Origin of the sequence: Falsihalocynthiibacter sp. SS001, assembly GCF_042445055.1 — a bacterium.
Taxonomy (GTDB): domain Bacteria; phylum Pseudomonadota; class Alphaproteobacteria; order Rhodobacterales; family Rhodobacteraceae; genus Falsihalocynthiibacter.
Genome location: NZ_CP170339.1, coordinates 884,824 through 905,551, shown reverse-complemented (window position 1 = coordinate 905,551; position 20,728 = coordinate 884,824). Strand labels below are relative to the sequence as shown.

The 20,728-nt window shown below is 51.3% G+C and carries 20 protein-coding genes and 2 tRNA genes; 3 read left to right on the top strand and 19 right to left on the bottom strand.

Annotation, left to right across the window (positions count from 1 at the left end):
- Positions 1–110: 110 nt before the first annotated feature.
- A complete protein-coding gene (locus ACFE33_RS04525) occupies positions 111–206 on the bottom strand; it encodes a helix-turn-helix domain-containing protein (protein WP_380057496.1) in 96 nt (31 codons plus the stop codon).
- Positions 207–312: 106 nt separating this feature from the next.
- Between ACFE33_RS04525 and ACFE33_RS04520 the strand changes: the two genes are divergently transcribed.
- A complete protein-coding gene (locus tag ACFE33_RS04520; protein WP_380057493.1) occupies positions 313–939 on the top strand; it encodes an SOS response-associated peptidase in 627 nt (208 codons plus the stop codon).
- A gap of 429 nt (positions 940–1,368) precedes the next feature.
- Entirely contained in the window at positions 1,369–1,755 is a 387-nt protein-coding gene (locus ACFE33_RS04515; protein WP_380057490.1) for a hypothetical protein, read from the top strand.
- Between the two features lie 32 nt (positions 1,756–1,787).
- On the opposite strand, the gene ACFE33_RS04510 is transcribed toward ACFE33_RS04515, so the two are convergent.
- The 13 genes from ACFE33_RS04510 to ACFE33_RS04450 all read right to left on the bottom strand — a co-directional run bounded on the left by ACFE33_RS04510 (position 1,788) and on the right by ACFE33_RS04450 (position 10,588).
- Positions 1,788–3,080: a PQQ-dependent sugar dehydrogenase gene (locus ACFE33_RS04510; protein WP_380057487.1), complete on the bottom strand. Its 1,293-nt coding sequence runs from the start codon at positions 3,078–3,080 to the stop codon at positions 1,788–1,790.
- A gap of 167 nt (positions 3,081–3,247) precedes the next feature.
- Positions 3,248–3,613 (bottom strand): c-type cytochrome, encoded by a 366-nt coding sequence (locus ACFE33_RS04505; RefSeq protein ID WP_380057484.1) that lies wholly within the window; start codon positions 3,611–3,613, stop codon positions 3,248–3,250.
- A 528-nt stretch (positions 3,614–4,141) separates the two neighbouring features.
- A tRNA-Phe gene (locus ACFE33_RS04500) sits at positions 4,142–4,216 on the bottom strand.
- 79 nt (positions 4,217–4,295) lie between these two features.
- Positions 4,296–4,478 carry a DNA gyrase inhibitor YacG gene (locus ACFE33_RS04495; RefSeq protein ID WP_380057481.1) on the bottom strand — a complete coding sequence of 61 codons (183 nt, stop codon included), beginning with the start codon at positions 4,476–4,478 and terminating at the stop codon, positions 4,296–4,298.
- On the bottom strand, positions 4,479–5,507 hold the full coding sequence (locus ACFE33_RS04490; protein ID WP_380057478.1) for a ribonuclease E/G: 1,029 nt from the start codon (positions 5,505–5,507) through the stop codon (positions 4,479–4,481).
- The gene (locus tag ACFE33_RS04485; protein ID WP_380057476.1) at positions 5,504–6,076 is read right to left on the bottom strand and encodes a Maf family protein; all 573 of its coding nucleotides are present in this window, start codon (positions 6,074–6,076) and stop codon (positions 5,504–5,506) included. The genes ACFE33_RS04490 and ACFE33_RS04485 overlap by 4 nt, the downstream gene beginning before the upstream one ends.
- Positions 6,077–6,079: 3 nt before the next feature.
- Entirely contained in the window at positions 6,080–6,298 is a 219-nt protein-coding gene (gene infA, locus ACFE33_RS04480; RefSeq protein WP_380057473.1) for a translation initiation factor IF-1, read from the bottom strand.
- 111 nt (positions 6,299–6,409) lie between these two features.
- Complete coding sequence (locus tag ACFE33_RS04475) at positions 6,410–6,871, bottom strand: low molecular weight phosphatase family protein (RefSeq protein ID WP_380057471.1); 462 nt, start codon at positions 6,869–6,871, stop codon at positions 6,410–6,412.
- Positions 6,872–7,357: a UPF0262 family protein gene (locus ACFE33_RS04470; RefSeq protein WP_380057468.1), complete on the bottom strand. Its 486-nt coding sequence runs from the start codon at positions 7,355–7,357 to the stop codon at positions 6,872–6,874.
- A gap of 5 nt (positions 7,358–7,362) precedes the next feature.
- Complete coding sequence (gene hisD / locus ACFE33_RS04465) at positions 7,363–8,667, bottom strand: histidinol dehydrogenase (protein ID WP_380057465.1); 1,305 nt, start codon at positions 8,665–8,667, stop codon at positions 7,363–7,365.
- A 3-nt stretch (positions 8,668–8,670) separates the two neighbouring features.
- Complete coding sequence (locus ACFE33_RS04460; RefSeq protein ID WP_380057462.1) at positions 8,671–9,150, bottom strand: DUF2948 family protein; 480 nt, start codon at positions 9,148–9,150, stop codon at positions 8,671–8,673.
- Positions 9,147–10,412 (bottom strand): UDP-N-acetylglucosamine 1-carboxyvinyltransferase, encoded by a 1,266-nt coding sequence (murA, locus tag ACFE33_RS04455; protein WP_380057460.1) that lies wholly within the window; start codon positions 10,410–10,412, stop codon positions 9,147–9,149. The genes ACFE33_RS04460 and murA overlap by 4 nt, the downstream gene beginning before the upstream one ends.
- Before the next feature lie 8 nt (positions 10,413–10,420).
- Entirely contained in the window at positions 10,421–10,588 is a 168-nt protein-coding gene (locus ACFE33_RS04450; RefSeq protein ID WP_380057458.1) for a hypothetical protein, read from the bottom strand.
- Between the two features lie 186 nt (positions 10,589–10,774).
- On the opposite strand from ACFE33_RS04450, the gene ACFE33_RS04445 reads away from it, so the two are divergent.
- Positions 10,775–10,849, top strand: a tRNA-Thr gene (locus tag ACFE33_RS04445).
- A gap of 431 nt (positions 10,850–11,280) precedes the next feature.
- On the opposite strand, the gene ACFE33_RS04440 is transcribed toward ACFE33_RS04445, so the two are convergent.
- The 5 genes from ACFE33_RS04440 to ACFE33_RS04420 all read right to left on the bottom strand — a co-directional run bounded on the left by ACFE33_RS04440 (position 11,281) and on the right by ACFE33_RS04420 (position 20,214).
- Positions 11,281–14,382 carry a type I restriction endonuclease subunit R gene (locus ACFE33_RS04440; RefSeq protein WP_380057456.1) on the bottom strand — a complete coding sequence of 1,034 codons (3,102 nt, stop codon included), beginning with the start codon at positions 14,380–14,382 and terminating at the stop codon, positions 11,281–11,283.
- Positions 14,375–15,634, bottom strand: coding sequence for an AAA family ATPase (locus tag ACFE33_RS04435; protein WP_380057453.1), 1,260 nt, complete (start codon positions 15,632–15,634; stop codon positions 14,375–14,377). The genes ACFE33_RS04440 and ACFE33_RS04435 overlap by 8 nt, the downstream gene beginning before the upstream one ends.
- Positions 15,635–16,885, bottom strand: coding sequence for a restriction endonuclease subunit S (locus ACFE33_RS04430; protein ID WP_380057450.1), 1,251 nt, complete (start codon positions 16,883–16,885; stop codon positions 15,635–15,637). It lies immediately after the preceding gene.
- The gene (locus ACFE33_RS04425) at positions 16,882–18,426 is read right to left on the bottom strand and encodes a type I restriction-modification system subunit M (protein ID WP_380057447.1); all 1,545 of its coding nucleotides are present in this window, start codon (positions 18,424–18,426) and stop codon (positions 16,882–16,884) included. Before ACFE33_RS04425 ends, ACFE33_RS04430 begins: the two co-directional genes overlap by 4 nt.
- A gap of 1,224 nt (positions 18,427–19,650) precedes the next feature.
- The gene (locus ACFE33_RS04420) at positions 19,651–20,214 is read right to left on the bottom strand and encodes a recombinase family protein (protein WP_380057445.1); all 564 of its coding nucleotides are present in this window, start codon (positions 20,212–20,214) and stop codon (positions 19,651–19,653) included.
- Positions 20,215–20,728: the final 514 nt, after the last annotated feature.

Here is a 20,728-nt window from a genome sequence, read left to right as displayed (position 1 = left end):
CATAGATTATTTTTTCGTTGGAAATAGACTTAACTATTCGGGCCATGCGAGTCTAACCTAAATGGCCATTTTGACAATGATTGTGCTCTGATTAGCAATTCAAGGCCATGTTATGTCGCACTTTTCTTGAGTAACCGGTAAAGAGTAGACCGCCCTACTCCAAGCTGTTTTGCGATCTCTGCGATCTTGATACCATCAACCTGCATTGCTGATCAGGCGAGACGGAGGATGAGTAAATGATCAGACTACTACTGTTTTCGGCTTTACTGGCTCTAGCGGCCTGTAACGTACCGTTTATTCCGCTCATTTAGTATGTGTGGACGCTTTGTTGATCCGAACCTACAGAGCATGGGTCTTGATACATCATGGCTCAAGATAGACCCCTTCAAGAACTGGGACCGGCGCTATAACGTCAAGCCAACCCAAGATATGATTATCCTCACGCCCGACTTAGAGCCTATGGTAGCGCGATGGAGGCTCATCCCTTCATGGCACAAAGGAGAACTTCGGGATTGGAAGGCTACTACGTTTAATGCCAGAATTGAGGAAGCCGCAAGCAAGCCCTCCTTCCGCTCAGTTTGGAACAAGGGGCGCTGCCTACTGCCATTGAGTGGCTACTACGAATGGAAAGGTGAAAAGGGAAATAAGCAGCCCTACTTCATTCAATCAGCAGGAAATGAGGAAAACCTTTTCGTTGCCGGACTGGCTTCAAAATGGAACGAAACGCTGACTTGCACCATGCTAACACGCGCGGCCAATAACACCGTTTCCGACATTCATCACAGAATGCCTGTCATCTTGAATACCTCCGAGCGTGAAGCTTGGTTGCAAGGTGAGAATGATATTGATTTGGGAGCGTCAATCAAATTGAAGCATCATCAGGTTCGAAAATTCGGCATCCGTGACGAAGGAGAAGAAATAATCGAGGCGAAGGATTGAACTCACACGATTCGAGGCGTGTCATACTGTACGGAATAATTCTGATCTGAGATTTTTGCGCCCTACGGGACTAATAGAAGTGTTTTTTCAGAAGCACCTTTGTGGCGAGAAGTCCGACGCCCTTACGCCGCGCCAGAAATCACCGATTATGCTCAACTTAAAAAATTCCTTAATGACCCTATTGTCCGTCGAGATCGGTAACATTATATGCCAGATGAAAGGGTGTGAGCATCATGGTTTCCTTTTCTATAAAAACCAGAATGTAGCATGAGCTGCCGATCTAACAAGCAGTTCGTGGGTTTAACAATTCGTAGGACCAACACGTAGATCGAAGTCCGTTTCGCATGCGATGCATTTCGTTTTTGTGACGCCAGTTACCAATTCTCTTATGCTATGCTAAGCATAGTTGGAAACCTCTGGACCGATACAATGCGTTATCTTTCTCGCCTTATATTGCTTAGTTCCGCACTACTTCCAACTGTTGCATTTGGAGATATCGCTATGGCGATCAATCGCTCCAAAGCGGGTACAGTGGACGCAATGGCTGACGTGCAGTGTGCGCAGGAAGTAGGACAATCACTCGGAACATGCACCGCGGTTTGCGCTCGCGTAGAGGAATCTGCGGTTGTGACCGTCACGTTTCAAAACGGATTTCGCAGACAACTCATGTTTTCGGATGAAACCTTCCTGCGAGGCGACGCTACAATGTCAGGGGTTGGAACCGATACCGATTGGCGGCTCGTGGATGGCATCTATCAGATCAGAGTAGATGACCAGCGCTTCGAGATTCCAGAAACGCTGGTCTTGGGAGAATAGGCCGCAACGCTGCCGTGCGGCCTATACCTAAATCAGCTGCCAGGGGTCAGCTTGTAAATTGTGCCTTCGTCGATCGCAGTATAAAGACTTCCGTCCGGTCCCGATACAACTGAGCGGAACCGACCAGGCTCCATAGGCAAAGTCATCTCGGTAACGTCCTCTACCTCGGTACCGTCCTCGGTCAATTGGATGACATCAATCCGTTGGCCAATTGGTGTTCCACCGAAGCCAATCCCCATGATGCCAACAACAAGCGCACCGTTCCAGTCACCCCAGGCATCGCCATTAAGGAACGCCGCAGACGAAGTTCCCTGTGACCAGCCATTGTTGTTCCAAATTGGCGGCATTGCGTCGGGGTAAGTCTCGAAGTCGGTCATCGGCATATACGCCGCACGTTCGAACCGGTTCATACCCTCTTCTTGGTTCGGACTGTATCCACAGTAGTTGTCCGGACAATCGCCACGACCGGCCATATTCGGGCGCGGATCCCAGCCAGCGTTACCGCCATTTTCCAGAACGGTGATCTCGTCGGAGTGCCACGGGCCATGCTCGGCCGTAATTGGCGTACCGCTTGCGTTAAATGCGATACCCTGAACATTACGGTGACCATATGTATAGGTCCGCTTGTCAAACCCGTCCGGCGGCGTGTTTTCTGCGGCAGCATTCCCGTCAGTATCGATCCGCAAAACTTTGGAGCCCATGATGGTTGGGCTTTGGGGTACTTCTCCGTTATGCGTGTCACCAGTGGTCAGATAGAGATATCCATCAGCTGAATTGAAACGTACCCGACCGCCGTTATGCGCACCTGGTCCGCCAAACGGGTGATCAGAGGCCGCCATCTTGTAGGGTACATCGTCAACAATATCTGTACGATCTGCAACACCGGTGAAATCTTCATTAACTGTAAAGCGCATCAGCCGATTGGTATGCGGATCAGACATGTTGGATGTCGAGTAAACGTAAATTCGACGGTTCTCATCAAATGCCGGATCGAAAGCGACACCCATCATGCCCGCTTGTCCTTCACAGAACAGATCATCCCCATTTGAGGCATAGCCCTCAGTCGCGCCCACGCCATACAGAGCGTTCACTGAACCATCTGGCATTAGCACCGAAAGCCCCTTGCACTTCTCTGTAAACAACATGGTGCCATCGTCTAGGAAGGCCATATCCCAAGGGTTTTCAAGGCCGTCAAGCACGACCTCGGACTCTAGTTTCGTGGTATTCATACCGGACTGCGCAAGCGCCGACGATGAGAATATCGCCGCTCCGGCGAGAAGGGATGCTACAGCTGGCAGCATCGAAATACGTTTCGAAAAAAGCATAGTATCCTCGCATGAAAAATTGGTTTCGCCAGAACGGGCATTGAGTTTCGGTCATTATGCTCTGGCTTGGCTGAGGCTTTAGGCTAGTGTCGCGTTCTTTATTCTGTCAATATATTTCTTATTGCCCACCCTAACGTATACATAGCCACATCAAAGTTTGGAGATCCTCAGTCAAATGCAGAGGTAACGTAAATCGAAATGTTGGCGATATCTTCGTCTGACAGTTTCTTGGCATGTTGAATCATCAAGATCGAATTTGGACCAATCTTTTCACCTGAACGATAGCGCTCCAGCTTCTCGGCAACGTATTCAGGTTCTTTGTCGGAAAGCTTCGGATAGCTAGCGGCTCCTTGCGCCTTATTGCCGTGACAAGCTCGGCACGATTTCTTGAAGATCTTTTCCGCCGCTTCAATGTCTACCTCATGCTCCATTGCGACGACTTCTCCCTCATCGACCGAGGGCGTATCGCTTTCCGCCGAAACTGAAAAACCGCAAAGGATTAAGGACGCGGACAGAAGGAATTTATTCAACATGAATATTATCTCCACTTTGATTGATACCATAGCCCCTAGACGATTTTGGCTTCAATTTCAACGAACCTCATCAGCTCGCCTGCATCAATCAACCTTAATAGCGACCAATCTCCGCTAACGAAAAGCCTAGCAAACGTACATTATCTTGCACTAATCGCCCTCAGGCTGATATCGCCGCACATCTCACACAAGACCCTAAGCCGATAAAAACACCGCTCCGTTACTATAGCTTGTCGAAACCGGTCGTATCTATTCCCTGAACGCTTTCTTTTGCAATCGCGTCAAAATCCTGCGTTTCATCGTATTCGGAAACAACGACACTGTCGCTTGGCCCGCAAGCCGTGAGTAACAATATAATGGCGAGAGTTGATACTCTCTTCGTCTAAATTCCTCGTTTCAAACGTCGCATATCGTAAGAATAGCGGAGAAATATAACCTCAACGAAGAGTTTTATGTGCCGCAGTAATCGTCCCGAAAGCGCGCCACATGCAGCGTAATTTGCCGCTCTTTTTAATCAAGTTTGATAAGTGGTGCCCGGGGGCGGAATCGAACCACCGACACGAGGATTTTCAATCCACTGCTCTACCCCTGAGCTACCCGGGCACGGGGAACGAATAATCGTTCGGGTTGCGGTGTTCTAGACTTGGTGGGGCATAGTGTCCAGAGGCAAACTGCGAAAAATTTAGTGTGTACGCGTTTTTGGCTTATCAAGCTCGGATTGCGCGTCGCTCAGATCCTCTGCATCCTCCGCGGGAGCCGTATATGTGCCATTAAACCAACGGCCTAGGTCGATATCCGCGCATTTCTTGCTACAGAACGGGCGATACTTGGGATCGGTGTCTTCGCTACAAATTGGACAGCTCATTTACATTCCCTCAGCAAGTGGGAGGCGCTCCCTTTTGCGCTGTAATTCAAAATGCCCTAACGGGGTCCATCCAGCCAATGTTGTATCAACAGAATCATGCTTGAATGCTGCGCGCAGGATGCTCTCGAAGGTCTGGCGATCTTTCTTGGCCATCGGCGCTAGGTCCAGGGTGATTTGCCCGCCCAACCCTCTTGTTCTAAGCTGACGAGGCAAATCGCGAACTGCCGCGATGTTCGCTTTCATTCCCGCCGCGGGCGACGTGTCGCCGCCTGTGTTCACGTCAACGGCAACCAATGCACGCGTGGGTTCAACATACATACTTGCTCCACCAGAGAGACGCACGAACGGCACCAAGGCCTGTTCGATCATATCGTCGACCTCATGAGTGGCAAAACCACCCTGCTCGTCCGTAATGCTATCTGGAGTTGGCCAGTCACGCCACGCGAGCAAGTGCGAGTTCGGACCATCCAAGAGCAATTCCGGCTCTGTGCCTTCGGCGCTAAGAACACCTTCGGCGTCGCCAAGCATAGTGGCTATGTCTTCTGCAATCTCGTCGGCGTCTGCGGTTTCGCAAATAGAGCGCAGGATCAGGCCGTATTCGCTCTCTTCCATCACAGAATGTGCGATCTCAAGCAATTCGTCGCGCTTATCTTCATCACGGATTGCGCGGCTAATATTCAAGCCGGGCGCATTCGGGGTGACAATGGCATAGCGGCTCTTGAAGAGCACCTTAGCCGTCACGGGAACGGCCTTGCCCTCTTCGGCATAGCCCGTCACCTGTACGAGGATCGGTTGCCCCGGAGCAAGACCGCGCCCCTCACGAAGGAAACCCGTTGCATTAGGAAGGCGCACCATCATGCCGCCCTGCCCCTTTAGGGGACGATCACATACTGCCCTGAAAACGGCACCAGGAACCGGAATTGTTTGATCTGCGGGGTCGATCAAGAAATCGGACAGCTTGCCATCCTCAATGAATGCCGCCGCTGCGCGCCCTTTGTATTGGTCGAGGATTACGCTTGTACCCTTCATGAGACCTCCAAGGAATAGCCAGCGCTTTCAAGTAGCTGCGCTGTTTCGGTGAGCGGAAGCCCGACAACACCCGTATAGGAACCATTAATCCACGGAATGAAGCGCGCTGCATATCCCTGAATACCATAACCACCGGCCTTACCACGCCATTCGCCGGTCGCGATATACGCATCGATGTCCGCAGTGGTAAGCTGCTTCATCCGTAGAATGGTCACGGTTTCTTTTTCAGTGACTTTGTCGCCTGCGCGCAATGCTACAGCGGTTACGACCCGATGGCGCCGACCGGACAGACGGCGCAGGAAATCGCGCGCTTCGTCTTCGTCGGCAGGTTTTCCAAGGATTCTGCGCCCAATGGCGACGATCGTATCAGCCGCCAGAACGATATCGCCTTCTTCTGCCTCAACCGCCAGTGCCTTCTCTCTTGCGAGGCGCTGGCAATACGGGCGCGGGTATTCCCCCGCATGTGGCGTTTCATCAATATCTGCAGGGCGCACGGCAAAAGGCTCCACGCCGATTTGCGCCAATAGTTCGGCGCGGCGCGGGCTTGCGGAGCCTAAAATCAGCCGCATAGCTTACTTAAAGCGATAGTTAATGCGACCCTTGGTGAGGTCGTAAGGTGTCATCGCAACCTGTACTTTGTCGCCGGCCAATACGCGGATACGATTTTTGCGCATTTTGCCTGCCATATGAGCGATGATTTCATGGCCGTTTTCCAGCTCGACCCGAAACGTCGCGTTTGGCAAAAGCTCTTTGACGACACCCGGAAATTCGAGCTCTTCTTCTTTGGCCATGTTCACTCCATTTTGTTACTTTTCGCGACATATACGCGAACGTGCTCTAAATGCGCGTCCTTGACGGGATTTTCAAGGACAACTTAGCCAAACATCGGTGTTTTTACGCAATTAGGTCGTTTTTTCGGCGGGGCCGAAGCGTTTTAGCAGGTGTTCGCGAATCTGGTCACGCGTTTGGCGATAACTGTTGAGTCGCTCTTCTCGCCCTTCTCCAAGGCCCGTCGGATCCAGAATTGGCCAATACTCGACCTCGATATGATAAAGATGCGTGAGGTCCAGCGCTCGGCGCTGACTGGCAGGAGAGAGTGCAACGACCAGATCATAGCTCGACAAATCATCGCCCCACTCCTGCATGTCGTCAAATGAACGGCTTTGGTGTCGCGACAGCTCCACGCCAATTTCCGCACACACAGCGATGGCAAAGCCGTCAATCTCAAGATCACTTCGCACGCCAGCGGATTGAATATAGATCGACCTGCCGAACATTTCCTTCATGATGCCTTCGGCCATCGGCGAACGGACCGCGTTGTGGTCGCAGCAAAACAAAACAGAAGTCGGCTTGGAGAGCGTCATTTACCCTCCGAAATGCAGGACGCATATGAGAGTAAAGAGGCGCCGCGAAGTCGGATGGTCAAGGATGGCTTTCCCCTCTAACCGCTCTTGTAGCACACGTGCGCCCTCGTCGTGGATACCGCGCCGCGCCATATCAATCGCTTCGATCTGGCTGGGCGGAAGTTTCTTTACGGCATCGTAGTAACTCTCGCAAATCTGGAAATAGTCCCGCACGACCTGCCTGAATGGACCAAGCGCAAGGTGAAAGGCCGCCGCCTGCTCGCCATCAACCGACCCGATTTCAAATACCAACCGCCGCTCGCGAATAGACAACCGCACATGGAATGGGCCATCCACGGTTGGTCGATCCTCTCGCGTCGGAAGGGCAAAACTGTTGTCCTCAAGCAGATCAAAAATCGCCACGCGCCGTTCTTGTTCGATCTGCGCGGTCGGTGGGGCGAGCCCTCCGTCGTCTATTTCGATTTCTACGATCCGATCAGAGGTCATCGCCCTTACTTCTCGTTCAAACTATCGAGCCGAAGCCGAATGGAAAGGCCATGCGCCTCAAGACTTTCGGATTTGGCCAGTCGTTCGGCGGCGGGACCAATCGCGCCAAGAGCTTCTGGGGTCATTTTCGACAGGGTCGTCCGCTTGACAAAATCCATCACCGAAAGCCCCGACGAGAACCGCGCCGAGCGTGCCGTCGGCAAGACGTGATTAGGTCCGCCAATATAATCGCCAATAGCTTCAGGCGTGAACGCTCCGATAAAAATCGCACCCGCGTGTTTGATTTTGGCCGCCATAGCATCGGCATCCTGGACACAAAGTTCCAAATGTTCCGGCGCGATGCGGTCCGACAATTCAACGGCCTGATCCAAAGAGGACACGGTAATGATCGCACCAAAATCGCGCCAACTTGGCCCCGCGATATCGCCCCGCTCAAGGGTCTCAAGACGTTTTTCAACAGCCTTGGCAACCTGCTGACCGAATGCAGCATCGTTGGTAATCAGTATACTTTGGGCGCTTTCGTCGTGCTCAGCTTGGCTTAACAAATCGACTGCAATCCAGTCTGGATTGTTGTGTTTGTCGGCAATGACAAGGATCTCGCTCGGGCCAGCGATCATATCAATGCCGACCTTCCCAAAAACCCTACGCTTCGCAGCCGCAACAAATGCATTCCCCGGCCCAGTAATTTTATCAACCGGAGCGATGCTTTCGGTGCCATAGGCCATCGCCGCGATCGCCTGTGCGCCACCAATGCGGTAGATCGTATCAACGCCGGCCAAGCGCGCAGCCAAAAGCACCAGCGGATTACAAATCCCGTCAGGCGTCGGAACACAAATCGCCAGCCGCTCAACGCCAGCGACCTTCGCTGGGATCGCGTTCATCAGAACCGAACTCGGATAGCTCGCCAACCCACCGGGAACGTATAGTCCCGCAGCGGCCACGGCGCTCCAACGCCAACCAAGCGTTGCGCCGGTCTCGTCCGTCCAGCTATCATTCTCTGGCATTTGTCGCGCGTGATATGCGCGGATGCGTTCGGCGGCCAACTCTAGTGCGGCAGTATCCTCCGCGTTCACCTTGGCGCATTCTGCTTCTATCTCTTCAGCCGAGAATGCTAGTGTTTCTGGCGTAAGCTCGAGGCGATCGAACTTCTCGGTCAGTTCAATAACCGCTGCGTCACCGCGCGCGCGGACATCGGCGATAATCTCGGCCACCACCGCATCAACATCGGGGCTGTCTTCACGCTTGGTGCCTAGGAACGCGGTGAAGTCGGCTTCGAAATTGGGGTCCGTCGCGTTCAGGAATAGCGGCATGTTTTACTCCGAGTGGTGTGGAATGTGCTTGGAGGGAGCAATATAGGGCCGCGTCACATCCTGCAATGTGACATTAATACATTCAACGTCCATCCCGATTGCGCCATCCCCTGCAAGCGTCAGGATAAGACGCCCCGCACCATCCTCGCCCGCTTCGAACTGAATGGCGAGGACCGAAAGAATTGTATCTTTGTCCTTTGGATCAACACCTTGGCTTGCGACCCTCTGAACATCTTCAATCGACAACACCGATCGCACCCGCTCAAACGGACGATTGCGGGCCTTGGCTCGGTCTACGTCTTCCCAACGAAAGCGGTTAAGAAGGATCGCAAAGCGCCGCGACGCAGGTTTCCACGCCATTTCCGATCCTGGAAATACGGCGTCCTGAATTAGCCCTGAGATCACCTCAAGGTCTTGCGTGTCTACGGCGACAAGTTGAATTGGCTTCTCGGCGCCGTCCTCGAATGTTGCATCTTGGCTCATTCTTTCACCCGTTCGATTTGTGCGCCGACGCCCGCAAATTTGGCGACGACGTGCTCATATCCACGATCCACATGGTACACGCGCGAAACGACTGTTTCGCCTTCAGCCGCAAGCCCCGCCAGAATAAGCGACACTGAAGCGCGCAAATCCGTAGCCATAACCCGAGCGCCCTTGAGCTGTTTTACGCCCGTAACGGTGGCAACACCGCCCTGAACGTCAATCTGAGCGCCCATTCGAATAAGCTCGGGCGCGTGCATGAATCGGTTTTCGAAAATCTTCTCTTCAAGAACGCTGACACCATCCGCCGTACACATCAAGGCCATCATTTGCGCCTGAAGGTCCGTCGGGAAGCCCGGGTAAACCTCGGTGGTCACATCAACCGAATGGATAAGATCGGCGCGACGCGCCACGACAAGGCCGTTTTCGGTTTCGCTAACGTTGATCCCTGCGGAATCCAGCTTCTCGCAGAATGCCTCCAGAAGGTTGATCCGTCCGCCAAGAAGTTCCACTTCGCCACCCGCAATCGCAGGCGCAAGCATATAGCTTCCAAGCTCAATACGGTCCGTAACCACAGGATGAGTTGCGCCGCTCAAACGATCGACTCCTTGGATCGTAATGGTCGACGTCCCCTCACCTTCAATCTGAGCGCCCATTTTGCGCAAACACTGAACCAGATCCACAATCTCGGGCTCGCGCGCTGCATTTTTAAGAACTGTGGTCCCTTTGGCCAGAGTTGCGGCCATCACCGTGTTTTCGGTCGCGCCAACGGATGCAAATCGAAGTTCGTGCACCGCACCCTTCAAGCCCTTCGGGGCCTTCGCATGAAGGTACCCCTCCTTAAGTTCGATCTCTGCGCCCAGCGCCTCTAGCGCTTCAATATGAAGGTCCATCGGACGCGCACCAATTGCGCACCCACCAGGAAGCGAAACTACAGCGCGTCCCAACCGCGCCAACATAGGCCCAAGCACTAGGTTCGACGCACGCATTTTGCGAACGATTTCATAATCGGCGACGTGGTTATCAAGCTTGTGCGAAGACATGGCCAAGACCTTGCCATCTTGAAGCGAAGACACTTCAGCCCCCAGTGATCCCAAGAGAGCGCTCATGGTTTTGATATCCGACAAGCGTGGCGCGTTCGTAAGCGTTAGCGGCTCTTCCGAAAGGAGCGTCGCGGGCATAAGCGTCAAACACGCATTCTTTGCTCCAGCGATAGGAATTTGCCCCTTGAGAGGGCCGTTGCCCTTGATAACGATGGAATCCATTAGCTGCCCTACTCTGCCTGATTATCTGCGGAATTTTTTGTATTGCGAGCGCGCACCTGCGCCTTGCGTTTGGCCATATTGGCCTTCAACGCAGACTTTAACCGCATTTCACGCGCGTTTTGCTTGGTTTTCGCGGTGGTTGGTTTGATGTTTTTGTCGTTTGGTTCTTGGCTCATATTGTCTATCTAACCCAGCACGAACAAACCGTCCAGTAATGCACAGCACAACACAGGCCAATTCGGTTTTGGGTCAACAATCGTCTCGAGTTAACGCGAAAAATCGAAATCTATCCGCGAACAAGAGAAAACCCACTTGCCACGCGCTCGGATTGGGTCTAATCACCCGCCACGCGCAAAGCCATTGCTGCCGTAGCTCAGAGGTAGAGCACTCCCTTGGTAAGGGAGAGGTCGAGAGTTCGATTCTCTCCGGCAGCACCATAACGAATGACTTTATTGCTTTATTTCAAAGCATTAACTGCGAACACCCCAAAGCAACCCACCCTATAAGCCACCCGACATTATCGGAGTCAGTATTCTTCGTTTCCTGTCGATTAACTTAATCAGCGGCTAATTGGCTCGAATACAAGCTCAAATGCATAAAATCGATACTCATCCCAAACCAGAATCTTACTATTTTGACAAAAATATTCAACCAACCCGGCCAAGTAACTTCACAAAGCCTTATAGGCATTGAAAAGAATCTCTTAACGCAAAATGATAGTCCACCCCAATCTATATTCGCACTGAACACCTTCGACCTTCAGCTAGCAAGCGACGATCGCCTCTACGGTACAGCATCACAAAGCAGACACTTAGTAATTGAAGGTTGAAGTAGTGAGCCCACACAAATAATTCGCGCCAAACAATTGTTAAAATTGCCCACCGACTCCCTTAAACTTTTCGACGAAAGATGAAATCTTCATGAGAACTGTCGATTTCTTAGTTCGGAACTGAGGATTAAGAGGGCTCATTTTGGGAAGTATGGCATTTAAGTCAGCACCGTTTTCACTTGCAAATTCGCGTTTTATGGAAGCCGAAATATAGCGCCTTGCTGCATCAAAATTTAGATCTTCCGACCTAATGAGCTCTTCTGCCTCCCTACGTTGCTCTGCCTGAGCAAAAGAGAAAAATGCATCGATCACACCTGCCTTGTCATCAATCTGATCAAGATCAGTCTGGTTGATGAAGTCCACAACCAGGCTTTCTTTGGCTCGATTTCCGAGGCTACCGCGGATGACCCGCCGAGCATCTTCAATTAGATCCCCCTTGCTCTTCACCTTCTTATTCTTCTCAAAGATTAGCTCGAGGATGTAATCGAGGTTGATCTCCTGCGATTTGAGAAGATCCACTTCGAAAACGACGTCATCCCACTCGATATTACTTTGCTCTTCCTCAGCCGAAGACTTCTCCCGGCGAAGCCAATCACGAATGTCATTATATGTCGATCTATAGTCTTGAACTGCTCGCTCAGATGGCAGGTCTATGGCCTTTAGGTCGCGAAGGTCCTCTTCACTCACGTAGTGCCTTTGCTTGAACTCCTCGACGGCATTCGCATCTTTTAGGTCTAGGCCCTGATAGGCCTTCAATGCTGAGAATTCATCGTAGTTCCGAAGCACATTTTCGACCCTCAGATATTCACCGAAGAGCTTAGCAAACTCCTTCTTGTCTTCTTCTTTGATAATCTCGTCCGGATTGGGAAAGCGTTCGGTTAGCTCCTTCACAACATCAATGAACCCGCGTCGCGCCGCTCCAGTTTCCTGATCAACGAAACCATTCATGTACTCGTCGTAGCTCTTTTCCAGCACAACGTTCTTTGTGTTCTTGTCACCGAACAACGTGATCGCATCAACTGTCGCTTGCTCAAGGTCCCTGAACGCTACAATATTGCCGAATGTCTTGGTTGCATCGTAGATCCGGTTGGTTCTGGAGAACGCCTGCATCAAGCCATGGTAGCGGAGGTTTTTGTCTACAAACAAAGTATTGAGCGTGGGGGCATCAAAGCCAGTAAGGAACATGCCGACGACAATTAGCAGGTCGATTTCCTTCGTGCGAACCCGGCTGGCAAGGTCGCGGTAGTAGTTCTGAAAACCACTGCTATCGACACTGAAACTCGTCTTGAAAAAAGCATTATAGTCTTCAACTGCGGCGCTCAAAAATTCCTTCGCACTGCTATTCATCGCAGATACGTCAAAACTCTCGTCCTTAATGTCCCCGATCGCGTCTTGCTCTTCGTTGGCTGCAAAAGAGAAGATAGTCGCAATCTTCAGCGGCTTTTCACTGTTTGCTTGCAGAGCGTTTAGAGTTTCGTAGTAGAGCTTGGCCGCATCTACACTGCTGACGGCGAACATAGCGTTGAAGCCATTGCTTCCCGCATGCAACCGGTGGGTTTTCTGACGGAAGTTATTCAGTATGTACGTTGAAACTTCTCGAATACGTTCTGGATGAAGAAGCGCTTGCTTGTTCTCGGCAGCACTGAGCTTCGTTTTATCTTGCTCCGTTTCAATGGCTTTAAACTGAGGGCGTACATCGTTGTAGTCGACCTTGAACTTCAGAACTTTTTCATCGCGAATGGCGTCAGTGATCACATAGGAATGCAACTCACGTCCAAACACGCTTGCGGTCGTTTCCGCGCCCAGAGCGTTTTCCGGAAAGATCGGCGTTCCGGTGAAGCCAAACTGATAAAATCGCTTGAACTTCATTTTCAGGTTCTTCTGCGCCTCGCCAAACTGACTTCGGTGGCACTCATCGAAAATGAAGACCACCTGCTGGTCGTACACCGGCAGGTCACCTTCTGATTTCATTAGATTATTCAACTTCTGGATCGTCGTGACGATTATCTTGTTATCGTCTTTACCCAAGTTGCGCTTCAACCCGGCTGTGCTATCGGACCCGTTGACGCTGTCAGGGGAAAATCGCTGGTATTCCTTCATGGTCTGGTAGTCGAGGTCCTTACGGTCCACGACGAAGAAGACTTTGTCGATGAAATCCAGCTCGGTTCCCAACCGTGCCGCCTTGAAACTCGTCAGCGTCTTGCCAGAGCCTGTGGTGTGCCAGATGAAGCCGCCACTCTCCGGCTTTCTCCAGTTTTTGGCCTCATATGAGCTCTTGATCTTCCATAGAATGCGTTCTGTTGCAGCAATCTGGTAGGGGCGCATGACCAGCAACGTGTCGCTGACATCGAAGACCGAATATTGCAGCAAAACATTCAGCAGTGTGCGCTTCTGAAGGAAAGTCGCCGTAAAGTCCTTCAGATCTTTGATCAAGCTATTGTCAGACTTTGCCCAGTTCATGGTGAAGTCGAAGCTGTTCTTGTTACGCTTGGTCGTGTTGGCGAAATACCGGGTGTCGGTGCCGTTCGAAATCACAAACAGCTGCAAGAACTTGAACAGGGAATTTTCGCTGTTGAAGCTCTCTTTGCTATACCGGTGTATCTGATTGAACGCCTCCCGGATCGCCACGCCGCGCCTCTTCAACTCGATTTGCACCAAGGGCAAACCATTAACCAAGATCGTCACGTCATAACGATTGGCATGGGTGCCAACTTGCTCGAACTGCTTGATCACCTGTAGTTTGTTGCGTGTCTTGTTCTTTTTGTCGACCAGGTAGATGTTCTGGATGCGCCCGTCGTCAAAGACGAAATCATGGATGTAGTCGTCGTGTATCTTGCGAGTTTTGTCGATGAGGTTGTCGCTGGGTTTGTCTAGGTAAGTCTCTGCAAAACGTTTCCATTCTTCATTCGAAAACTTGACGTTGTTCAGCTCTTCTAATTGCATCCTAACGTTTGCGAGCATGGCCTCTTGGGTCGTGAGTGTAGGCATAAATTCATAGCCCTGATCGACCAGGTCCTGAACCAACTCACGCTCTAGATCATCTTCGCTCTGGTAGCGATCGGCGGCATCCCACTCCTTGGTGTACTTGTCGAGGACGATGAAATTCTTCGTTTCCGCGATGGTTTTCGTCTGCTCAACCATTTTGTTCATCCTGCTTCCAATAGCCGTAATTGTTTATCAAATGGTCCAGCAAAAACTTGACTGTCTGCTTTTCAGGTCCTGTCGGGTCACGAACCTCTTCGTTGGAAAGACTTGAGTGACTGGAGAACTGAATTATGCGGCTCAAGTAGGCTTGTTTTTCGCCTGGCACGGTATCTAGAAGATCACCCCATTCACGGTGCCCCAAGAAGCCCGCAGTCTTTTCATACAGGTTGCGCAATAGAGTGAAATGATAACGCTCAACCCTGTTTTCAGCGATCGCTTCCTCCAACACCCTCTTTAGGTGCAAATGGTAGGAAAAACTCTTATTCGCGTCGCCATACTTGACGTTCAGATTGTAGGTTCCATCCTCCAACCGCTCCAGCAGATAGCACCCTTCTTTCTTGCCCTGCTTCTTCAGGCCGAGCTCATTGTGCAGGACGTTATAAAACAGGGGGCTGTGCGTGGTTATGACGAACTTCAATCCTTGCGGAGCGATCTTGATCAAGCTGGCCAAGTTCACGGCCAATTCGATCAGATGGTTTTCGTCGAGCGAGCTGACCGGGTCATCGATGAAGATATATTCCAGCTGATCGAACTGCCGGGTGCCCCGCTCCTCTGGCTCTGGGACGTTCAGGACAGAAACCACCTCTTCGAGCAGTGTGTAGAAAATGCTCCAAACAAAAAGGCTTTCCTCGCCCTTTGAGATCTTGAAGTTGCCGGTTCCCTCTTCGCCGCCTGTATCAACTGAAAAAGTCACCTCAGAGAAAGCCTTGACCGTCGTCTCGTTTCCGTTTGCGTTTTGGCGCGTGTATTCCTCGTTGAACGTCGGCGTTAGCTTATCATTCGCATAGCGTTGAAAGTTCTTGGTGATGTTTATCTCTTGCCCCTGATCAACTAAAATCCAGTCGGTGAAGGTGTTTGGCTGGATCATCAACTTGGGGTCACTATCTCCTAGAAGGTCATTGTCCCAGTAGAACAAGTCTTCGGTGAAGGCGTTGTAATACAGGACTTTTTCGCGCGGGAGTTCACCATCTTCGCCGTCCTCTGGCTTTGGAGCGATAAGGTCTTTGAGGGCGCGAGACAGGCGGGTCTTACCGGTCCCGTTGAAGGCGTAGATCAGCTGTACTTTGGGGACAGGTTTTGTCTGCTCAACTTCCTTTGGCGGAATCTGCTTCGTTTCCTTGGTTACAGTCGTTCGGATGACCTGCGGCGAACTAAGCTGCTGTGCGATCTGCTCGAGAGTCTGGCTCATTTACGCTTCCTCCTCAGGTTTTGGGAAGCTCAAGAGCAGGTCGCGGTAATATTCATATTGCTGCTTGCGCAACTTGATCTCACGCGGCAGGCCCTCACTGAGCGAGGTGGTCAACGTGTCGAACTTGTCGAGGATGTTGACGACGCGCTCTTGTTCCTCGGGTGAAGGGACAGGGATCAGGATCTTGGCCAGGCTGTCGGCGTTGACGCGTCTGACTTTTGCGCCGGTAATGTGAACCCGTTTTTGTTTTTGAAACTGCTCCGTTTGGAAGAAGTAGGCGACAAATTTGGGGTTTAACTTGTGCGAGTAAAAGCATGCGTCGCTGCTGACCGCGATATCCTCATCGCCAAGCCAAGCGACGGCCTTGCAGACGTCTTCATCGTTCTCGCTCGTTGTCGCAATCACCAAATCGCCGGGCTTTGCCATGCGGGCTTTCTTTGCAAATTCCTCTGATACAAAGCTTTTGGTGTCGTGGGCATAGGTTCCGTAATGGGTGTAAATCTGACCGTAGTGAATGCAGCCCACCCCAGACTCCGCAAAGTCCTTCTTCTGAAGACCGCCGCCGCGCGTGAAGGTTCCCACCCGCTCGTCACCCATCGGCAAATGCTCAACATCTTCACCTTCATGGTCCAACAATTGCTCTCGATAGTGGTTGTATTGCTGCTTACGGGCCTTAAGCTCGGCTGTCAGCTCGGCTGTCAGCTCGGTGAAGCTATCCAAAATCCGAACAATCTCCGCTTGGATCGCAAGCGACTTTTCTGGGTCCTCAGGGCTTGGTATTGGAACCTCGAGGGCTTTGACAATCCCCGCGTTTATGTTGGTCTGTGAGCCTGTTCCAAGTGACTTTATGTACTCATACTTGCTTCGCAAGAAATGAAAAACATAACGATAATCAGCAACCTCTGGATCAAGCTGAATATTTGCACACGCTTGGTTGGTCGTCATTGGAACCTTGTTGATTCCAATTTTTCCAACTGTGGCACCGTACATGGCAACGATGACGCAATTTTTCGGAATCCAGTTTGCGCTGGAATCCCTTAAACCTTCGTCGGTGATCTTGACCCCGGTATCCCAAATATTGCCAAAGTTGACTTCTTGCGTCCGAAGCCACGGAATGTCGCCATCGTAGTAAGATCGGACGCTCGTTTTAGGAGTGCCGCCAGAGGAGATTTTCTTTGAGATGGCAACCAGAGATTTCCATTCCACCGAGGCCCCATCCAGCAGCTTTTCCAGAAACCCCTGTGCGCTCATGCCTCGATCTCCGCGACGATGGCGTCGATGTTTGCGCGCAGCTGGTCAATTTTGGCGACAGTGGTCACCAGCTCCGCGTTCAACTCCTTGATATTGACAACCTCACGGGTGTCCTTGGGTTCAACATAGGCACTGACCGACAGGTTATAGTCTTTCTCTAAAATCGTGTCATAGGGGACGGTTTCGGCCACGTGAGGCACGGGTTCTTTGTTGTCGAACATCTTCATGATCTCGGCAATGTGCCGGTCTTCCATGAAGTTGTTGTTCGTGCCTTTGCAGAAGAACTCTTCCCCCGTCGCATCAATGAACTGAACCGCCGTGTCGGTCTTGTTCTTGGCCAGCACCAGAATATTTACCGCGATGGTCGTGCCGAAAAACAGGTTTGGTGCGAGAGCGATCACCGTTTCGACGAAGTTGTTGTCGACCAGATATTTGCGGATCTTCTGCTCTGCCCCGCCACGGTAGAAGATACCAGGGAAGCAAACGATCGCAGCCCGCCCCTTGGCCGACAGGTAGTGCAGCGCGTGAAGGACAAAGGCAAAGTCGGCCTTCGACTTCGGGGCCAGCACCCCAGCGGGTGCAAAGCGGTCGTCATTGATCAGCGTCGGATCATCCGCGCCTTTCCATTTCACCGAATAGGGCGGGTTCGAAACGATAGCGTCAAAGGGCTTGTCATCCTGGAAGTGCGGGTCCTCAAGCGTGTTGCCGTACTGGATGTTGAATTTGTCGTAGTTGATGTTGTGCAGGAACATGTTCATGCGGGCGAGGTTGTAGGTGGTGTAGTTGATTTCCTGTCCGAAGAAGCCGTCTTCGATGATGTGCTTGCGGAACTCTTCCCTCGCCTGCAACAGAAGCGACCCCGAACCACACGCCGGATCATAGATCTTGTTGACGCTGGTTTGCTTGTGCATGGCCAGTTTGGCGATGAGTTTGGACACATGGGTCGGCGTGAAGAACTCGCCGCCGGATTTGCCCGCGTTGGCCGCGTAGTTCGAGATCAGGAATTCATAGGCGTCGCCGAACAAGTCGCCTTCGTTGTCGTCGAACTTCAACGGCAAGCCAGCCACGCCTTTTAGGACCTCAGCCAGCCTTTCGTTCTTCTGTTTGACCGTGCTGCCCAGGCGGTTGCTGGTGGTATCGAAATCGGCAAAGAGACCATTTATGTCCTGCTCGGACGGGTAGCCACTAGCCGAAGCCTCGATCGCCGAAAAGATCTCGGCAAGATCAGTGTTCAGGCTGTCGTTCTTGCTCGCGGTTTTCACCACGTTTTGAAAGAGTTGGCTGGGATATATGAAGTAGCCCTTGGTTTTGACTGCATCGACTTTGGCTTCATCGGGGATGTCTGCATCGGCCATGCCTGCATAGTTGATGCTATCATCGCCACCTTCGATGTAGTTGGTGAAGTTCTCGCTGATGAAACGATAGAACAAAGCACCTAGAACAAACTGCTTGAAGTCCCAGCCGTCTACGGCACCACGTACACGGTTTGCAATGCTCCAGATTTCTCGGCGCAGTGCCTCTGCCTGTTGTTGCCCGGTCATTTTTGCTCCTCTTCTTATTTTTGTTTAACAATCCAGTGGTCGGTATCGCGTTAGCAATACCGCAACCCACTCAAAGACAAGAGACCTCACCACCTGATGCGAACAGTAATGCCGTTTTCTCGGTAAATTTGAAATACCCCGTGAATTCTGTTCCGGTTCGTGCGTCTTTGTTTGGCAATTCAAGCGTGCCCTCTGTGAGAGATTTGGGTGGAAGCTAGGGAAAACCAATTATCAGAACAAGCGCGACATTCATACCCCGCACTTAGACCTGTACTCATTAGTACGCTTTATCGGACGCGAACAATAAATTGGTGTTATGATAGATATAAGATGACTGCTACAGGCGGTACCGGGTTTTGACTTCACAACTGTAGTCGAATTCCGAATTTCTAACTGGCGACGTCAGTTAACAAAGACTTTCACAACACAGTGCGCGTTTCGTCTTGAAAAATAGACGACCTGTGCGCCACTACTTTCATTTGGAAACCTAAGAACTTGACTGCCAACAAAGTATCCTCTCCCTCCACAATGGGCTCTCGTCCAGCAAAGCTATCAAACGTTTGCACATATAAAATTATTGGAAACAACATGTTCGAACATTTTGACCAACTATTTCTATGATCCATAGTCCCGCCCATTTACATGAACTAGTCGTCACTCAACCACTTGCTTAGCATCCGATTGGTTGCGTACCTCTCACACAATCGTCTAAAGGCGATATGTGCGTCAATATCTGCACTCAAAGAACTGTGGGGCTGGGCACATGAAGTTAGCGCGACCTCGATCGCGTCCCATGGCAATGCCTCACGCATGAATTTGCCGTGTGGATGCCCATCCATTCGATTTACAGCTGCGGCCCGTACCGCGGCGTCTTCAGCCCTCACAAGGCGCTCTTCATCCACCCCTGCGCACTCCGCCAACCAAAACATTGCCGGACTGCACATCAAATGCTGCCACCGTCTCCCAGCCCAAATCTCCTCGGGCTGTTCTCCTCTCATCCGTGCTTCGCAATCTTTAGCAACAAGCCATCCAAGCCAGTGCTCCCGTTGTGATCTGTACCATTTCTTGTGGAACCCAGTGCCGATCTTTATTCGCTGCTCCAAAGCCAACGTCCTTGGCGTCGTTTCTGGATAGCCTGCAATATAGTGCCTTAAATCCCGCTGATTGAGCATACCAGCAGATAGCGGCGTTTTGTGTTTCCGAGCGCTTCGCGTTGAAGTTTGGCTATCCATTAAGAGTTTCAAATATTCGGTATACGGAAGAACGGCTAATCGAAAGGCGCCGAGCAATCTCCGAGGGAGATATGCCATCTTTACGCATTGTCTTAACATCTTCAGATTTAGCCATAGCGGTCTTTGCACGCCCCTTGTATTTCCCTAAGGCCTTGGCCTTAGCAATACCTTCCCGTTGACGTTCAAGCATCATCTCACGCTCAAATTGAGCCATTGCTGCAAACATTGTGAGCATGAGCTTTCCACTCGGCGACTTGGTATTTGCTTCACTGCCGCCAAAGTCGAGAATGCGCAGGGCAACTTCTTTTTCTTCCAAACGGCTGACAATGGTCAATAGGTCCACTGTTGATCTCGCCAATCTATCAAGTTTGGTGACAACCAGCGTATCACCCGACCGCACATACGTAAGTGCTTCCTCGAGGCACTTACGCTGAACAACAGATGAAAGCTGCTCAGAAAATATCTGATCACATCCTACATTTTGCAGCTCAAGCTTCTGGGCTTCAAAGCCTGCCAACTGATCTACCGTCGACGTTCTAGCGTATCCTACTAACATTTACTCACCTTGTCTCACATACATTATAGACACAATAGGACATATGTCCCAAAAATAAAGAAGTATTTATATGAGACACCCATTTACCTGCAGCGAAGTGTCCCAATGAAGCAGGGTCTTATGGTGAACACCCATTAGGTGCAGCCGGTTGCACTATCAGGACAGCTCAACCAACAACGCTTGGAACTCTCTTGATGCAAAGCTCAATTAGGTCTTCATCGGCAATACTAACTCAAAGCGCCGCTTCCTAAGTTGTGCCACGGCCATGGGATGGCCAGCACAAGTTTCCACTTGGACCTCAAAACAGATTTGGGACTTAATACCGAGCATCACGCTCTTCCAATCCCACTCATGGATTGGAGCAATCTGATGACGCGCCCCTTGTTGCAACCGGCTGCAACGAGGCACGTTTGATGACAGCTCCAATGAGATATCCCGAACCTCGGTGCAGCCGGTTGCAAAACTTACAGCCCAGAATACTTGAAGCAAAGTAGGAGAAACTATTTCTAACGGT

Excerpts from the sequence above, each read along its gene's own strand:
- ACFE33_RS04525 (WP_380057496.1), bottom strand. The coding sequence starts at position 206 with ATGCAGGTTGATGGTATCAAGATCGCAGAGATCGCAAAACAGCTTGGA.
- ACFE33_RS04520 (WP_380057493.1), top strand. The coding sequence starts at position 313 with ATGTGTGGACGCTTTGTTGATCCGAACCTACAGAGCATGGGTCTTGAT.
- ACFE33_RS04515 (WP_380057490.1), top strand. The coding sequence starts at position 1,369 with ATGCGTTATCTTTCTCGCCTTATATTGCTTAGTTCCGCACTACTTCCA.
- ACFE33_RS04510 (WP_380057487.1), bottom strand. The coding sequence starts at position 3,080 with ATGCTTTTTTCGAAACGTATTTCGATGCTGCCAGCTGTAGCATCCCTT.
- ACFE33_RS04505 (WP_380057484.1), bottom strand. The coding sequence starts at position 3,613 with ATGTTGAATAAATTCCTTCTGTCCGCGTCCTTAATCCTTTGCGGTTTT.
- ACFE33_RS04495 (WP_380057481.1), bottom strand. The coding sequence starts at position 4,478 with ATGAGCTGTCCAATTTGTAGCGAAGACACCGATCCCAAGTATCGCCCG.
- ACFE33_RS04490 (WP_380057478.1), bottom strand. The coding sequence starts at position 5,507 with ATGAAGGGTACAAGCGTAATCCTCGACCAATACAAAGGGCGCGCAGCG.
- ACFE33_RS04485 (WP_380057476.1), bottom strand. The coding sequence starts at position 6,076 with ATGCGGCTGATTTTAGGCTCCGCAAGCCCGCGCCGCGCCGAACTATTG.
- infA (WP_380057473.1), bottom strand. The coding sequence starts at position 6,298 with ATGGCCAAAGAAGAAGAGCTCGAATTTCCGGGTGTCGTCAAAGAGCTT.
- ACFE33_RS04475 (WP_380057471.1), bottom strand. The coding sequence starts at position 6,871 with ATGACGCTCTCCAAGCCGACTTCTGTTTTGTTTTGCTGCGACCACAAC.
- ACFE33_RS04470 (WP_380057468.1), bottom strand. The coding sequence starts at position 7,357 with ATGACCTCTGATCGGATCGTAGAAATCGAAATAGACGACGGAGGGCTC.
- hisD (WP_380057465.1), bottom strand. The coding sequence starts at position 8,667 with ATGCCGCTATTCCTGAACGCGACGGACCCCAATTTCGAAGCCGACTTC.
- ACFE33_RS04460 (WP_380057462.1), bottom strand. The coding sequence starts at position 9,150 with ATGAGCCAAGATGCAACATTCGAGGACGGCGCCGAGAAGCCAATTCAA.
- murA (WP_380057460.1), bottom strand. The coding sequence starts at position 10,412 with ATGGATTCCATCGTTATCAAGGGCAACGGCCCTCTCAAGGGGCAAATT.
- ACFE33_RS04450 (WP_380057458.1), bottom strand. The coding sequence starts at position 10,588 with ATGAGCCAAGAACCAAACGACAAAAACATCAAACCAACCACCGCGAAA.
- ACFE33_RS04440 (WP_380057456.1), bottom strand. The coding sequence starts at position 14,382 with ATGGTTGAGCAGACGAAAACCATCGCGGAAACGAAGAATTTCATCGTC.
- ACFE33_RS04435 (WP_380057453.1), bottom strand. The coding sequence starts at position 15,634 with ATGAGCCAGACTCTCGAGCAGATCGCACAGCAGCTTAGTTCGCCGCAG.
- ACFE33_RS04430 (WP_380057450.1), bottom strand. The coding sequence starts at position 16,885 with ATGAGCGCACAGGGGTTTCTGGAAAAGCTGCTGGATGGGGCCTCGGTG.
- ACFE33_RS04425 (WP_380057447.1), bottom strand. The coding sequence starts at position 18,426 with ATGACCGGGCAACAACAGGCAGAGGCACTGCGCCGAGAAATCTGGAGC.
- ACFE33_RS04420 (WP_380057445.1), bottom strand. The coding sequence starts at position 20,214 with ATGTTAGTAGGATACGCTAGAACGTCGACGGTAGATCAGTTGGCAGGC.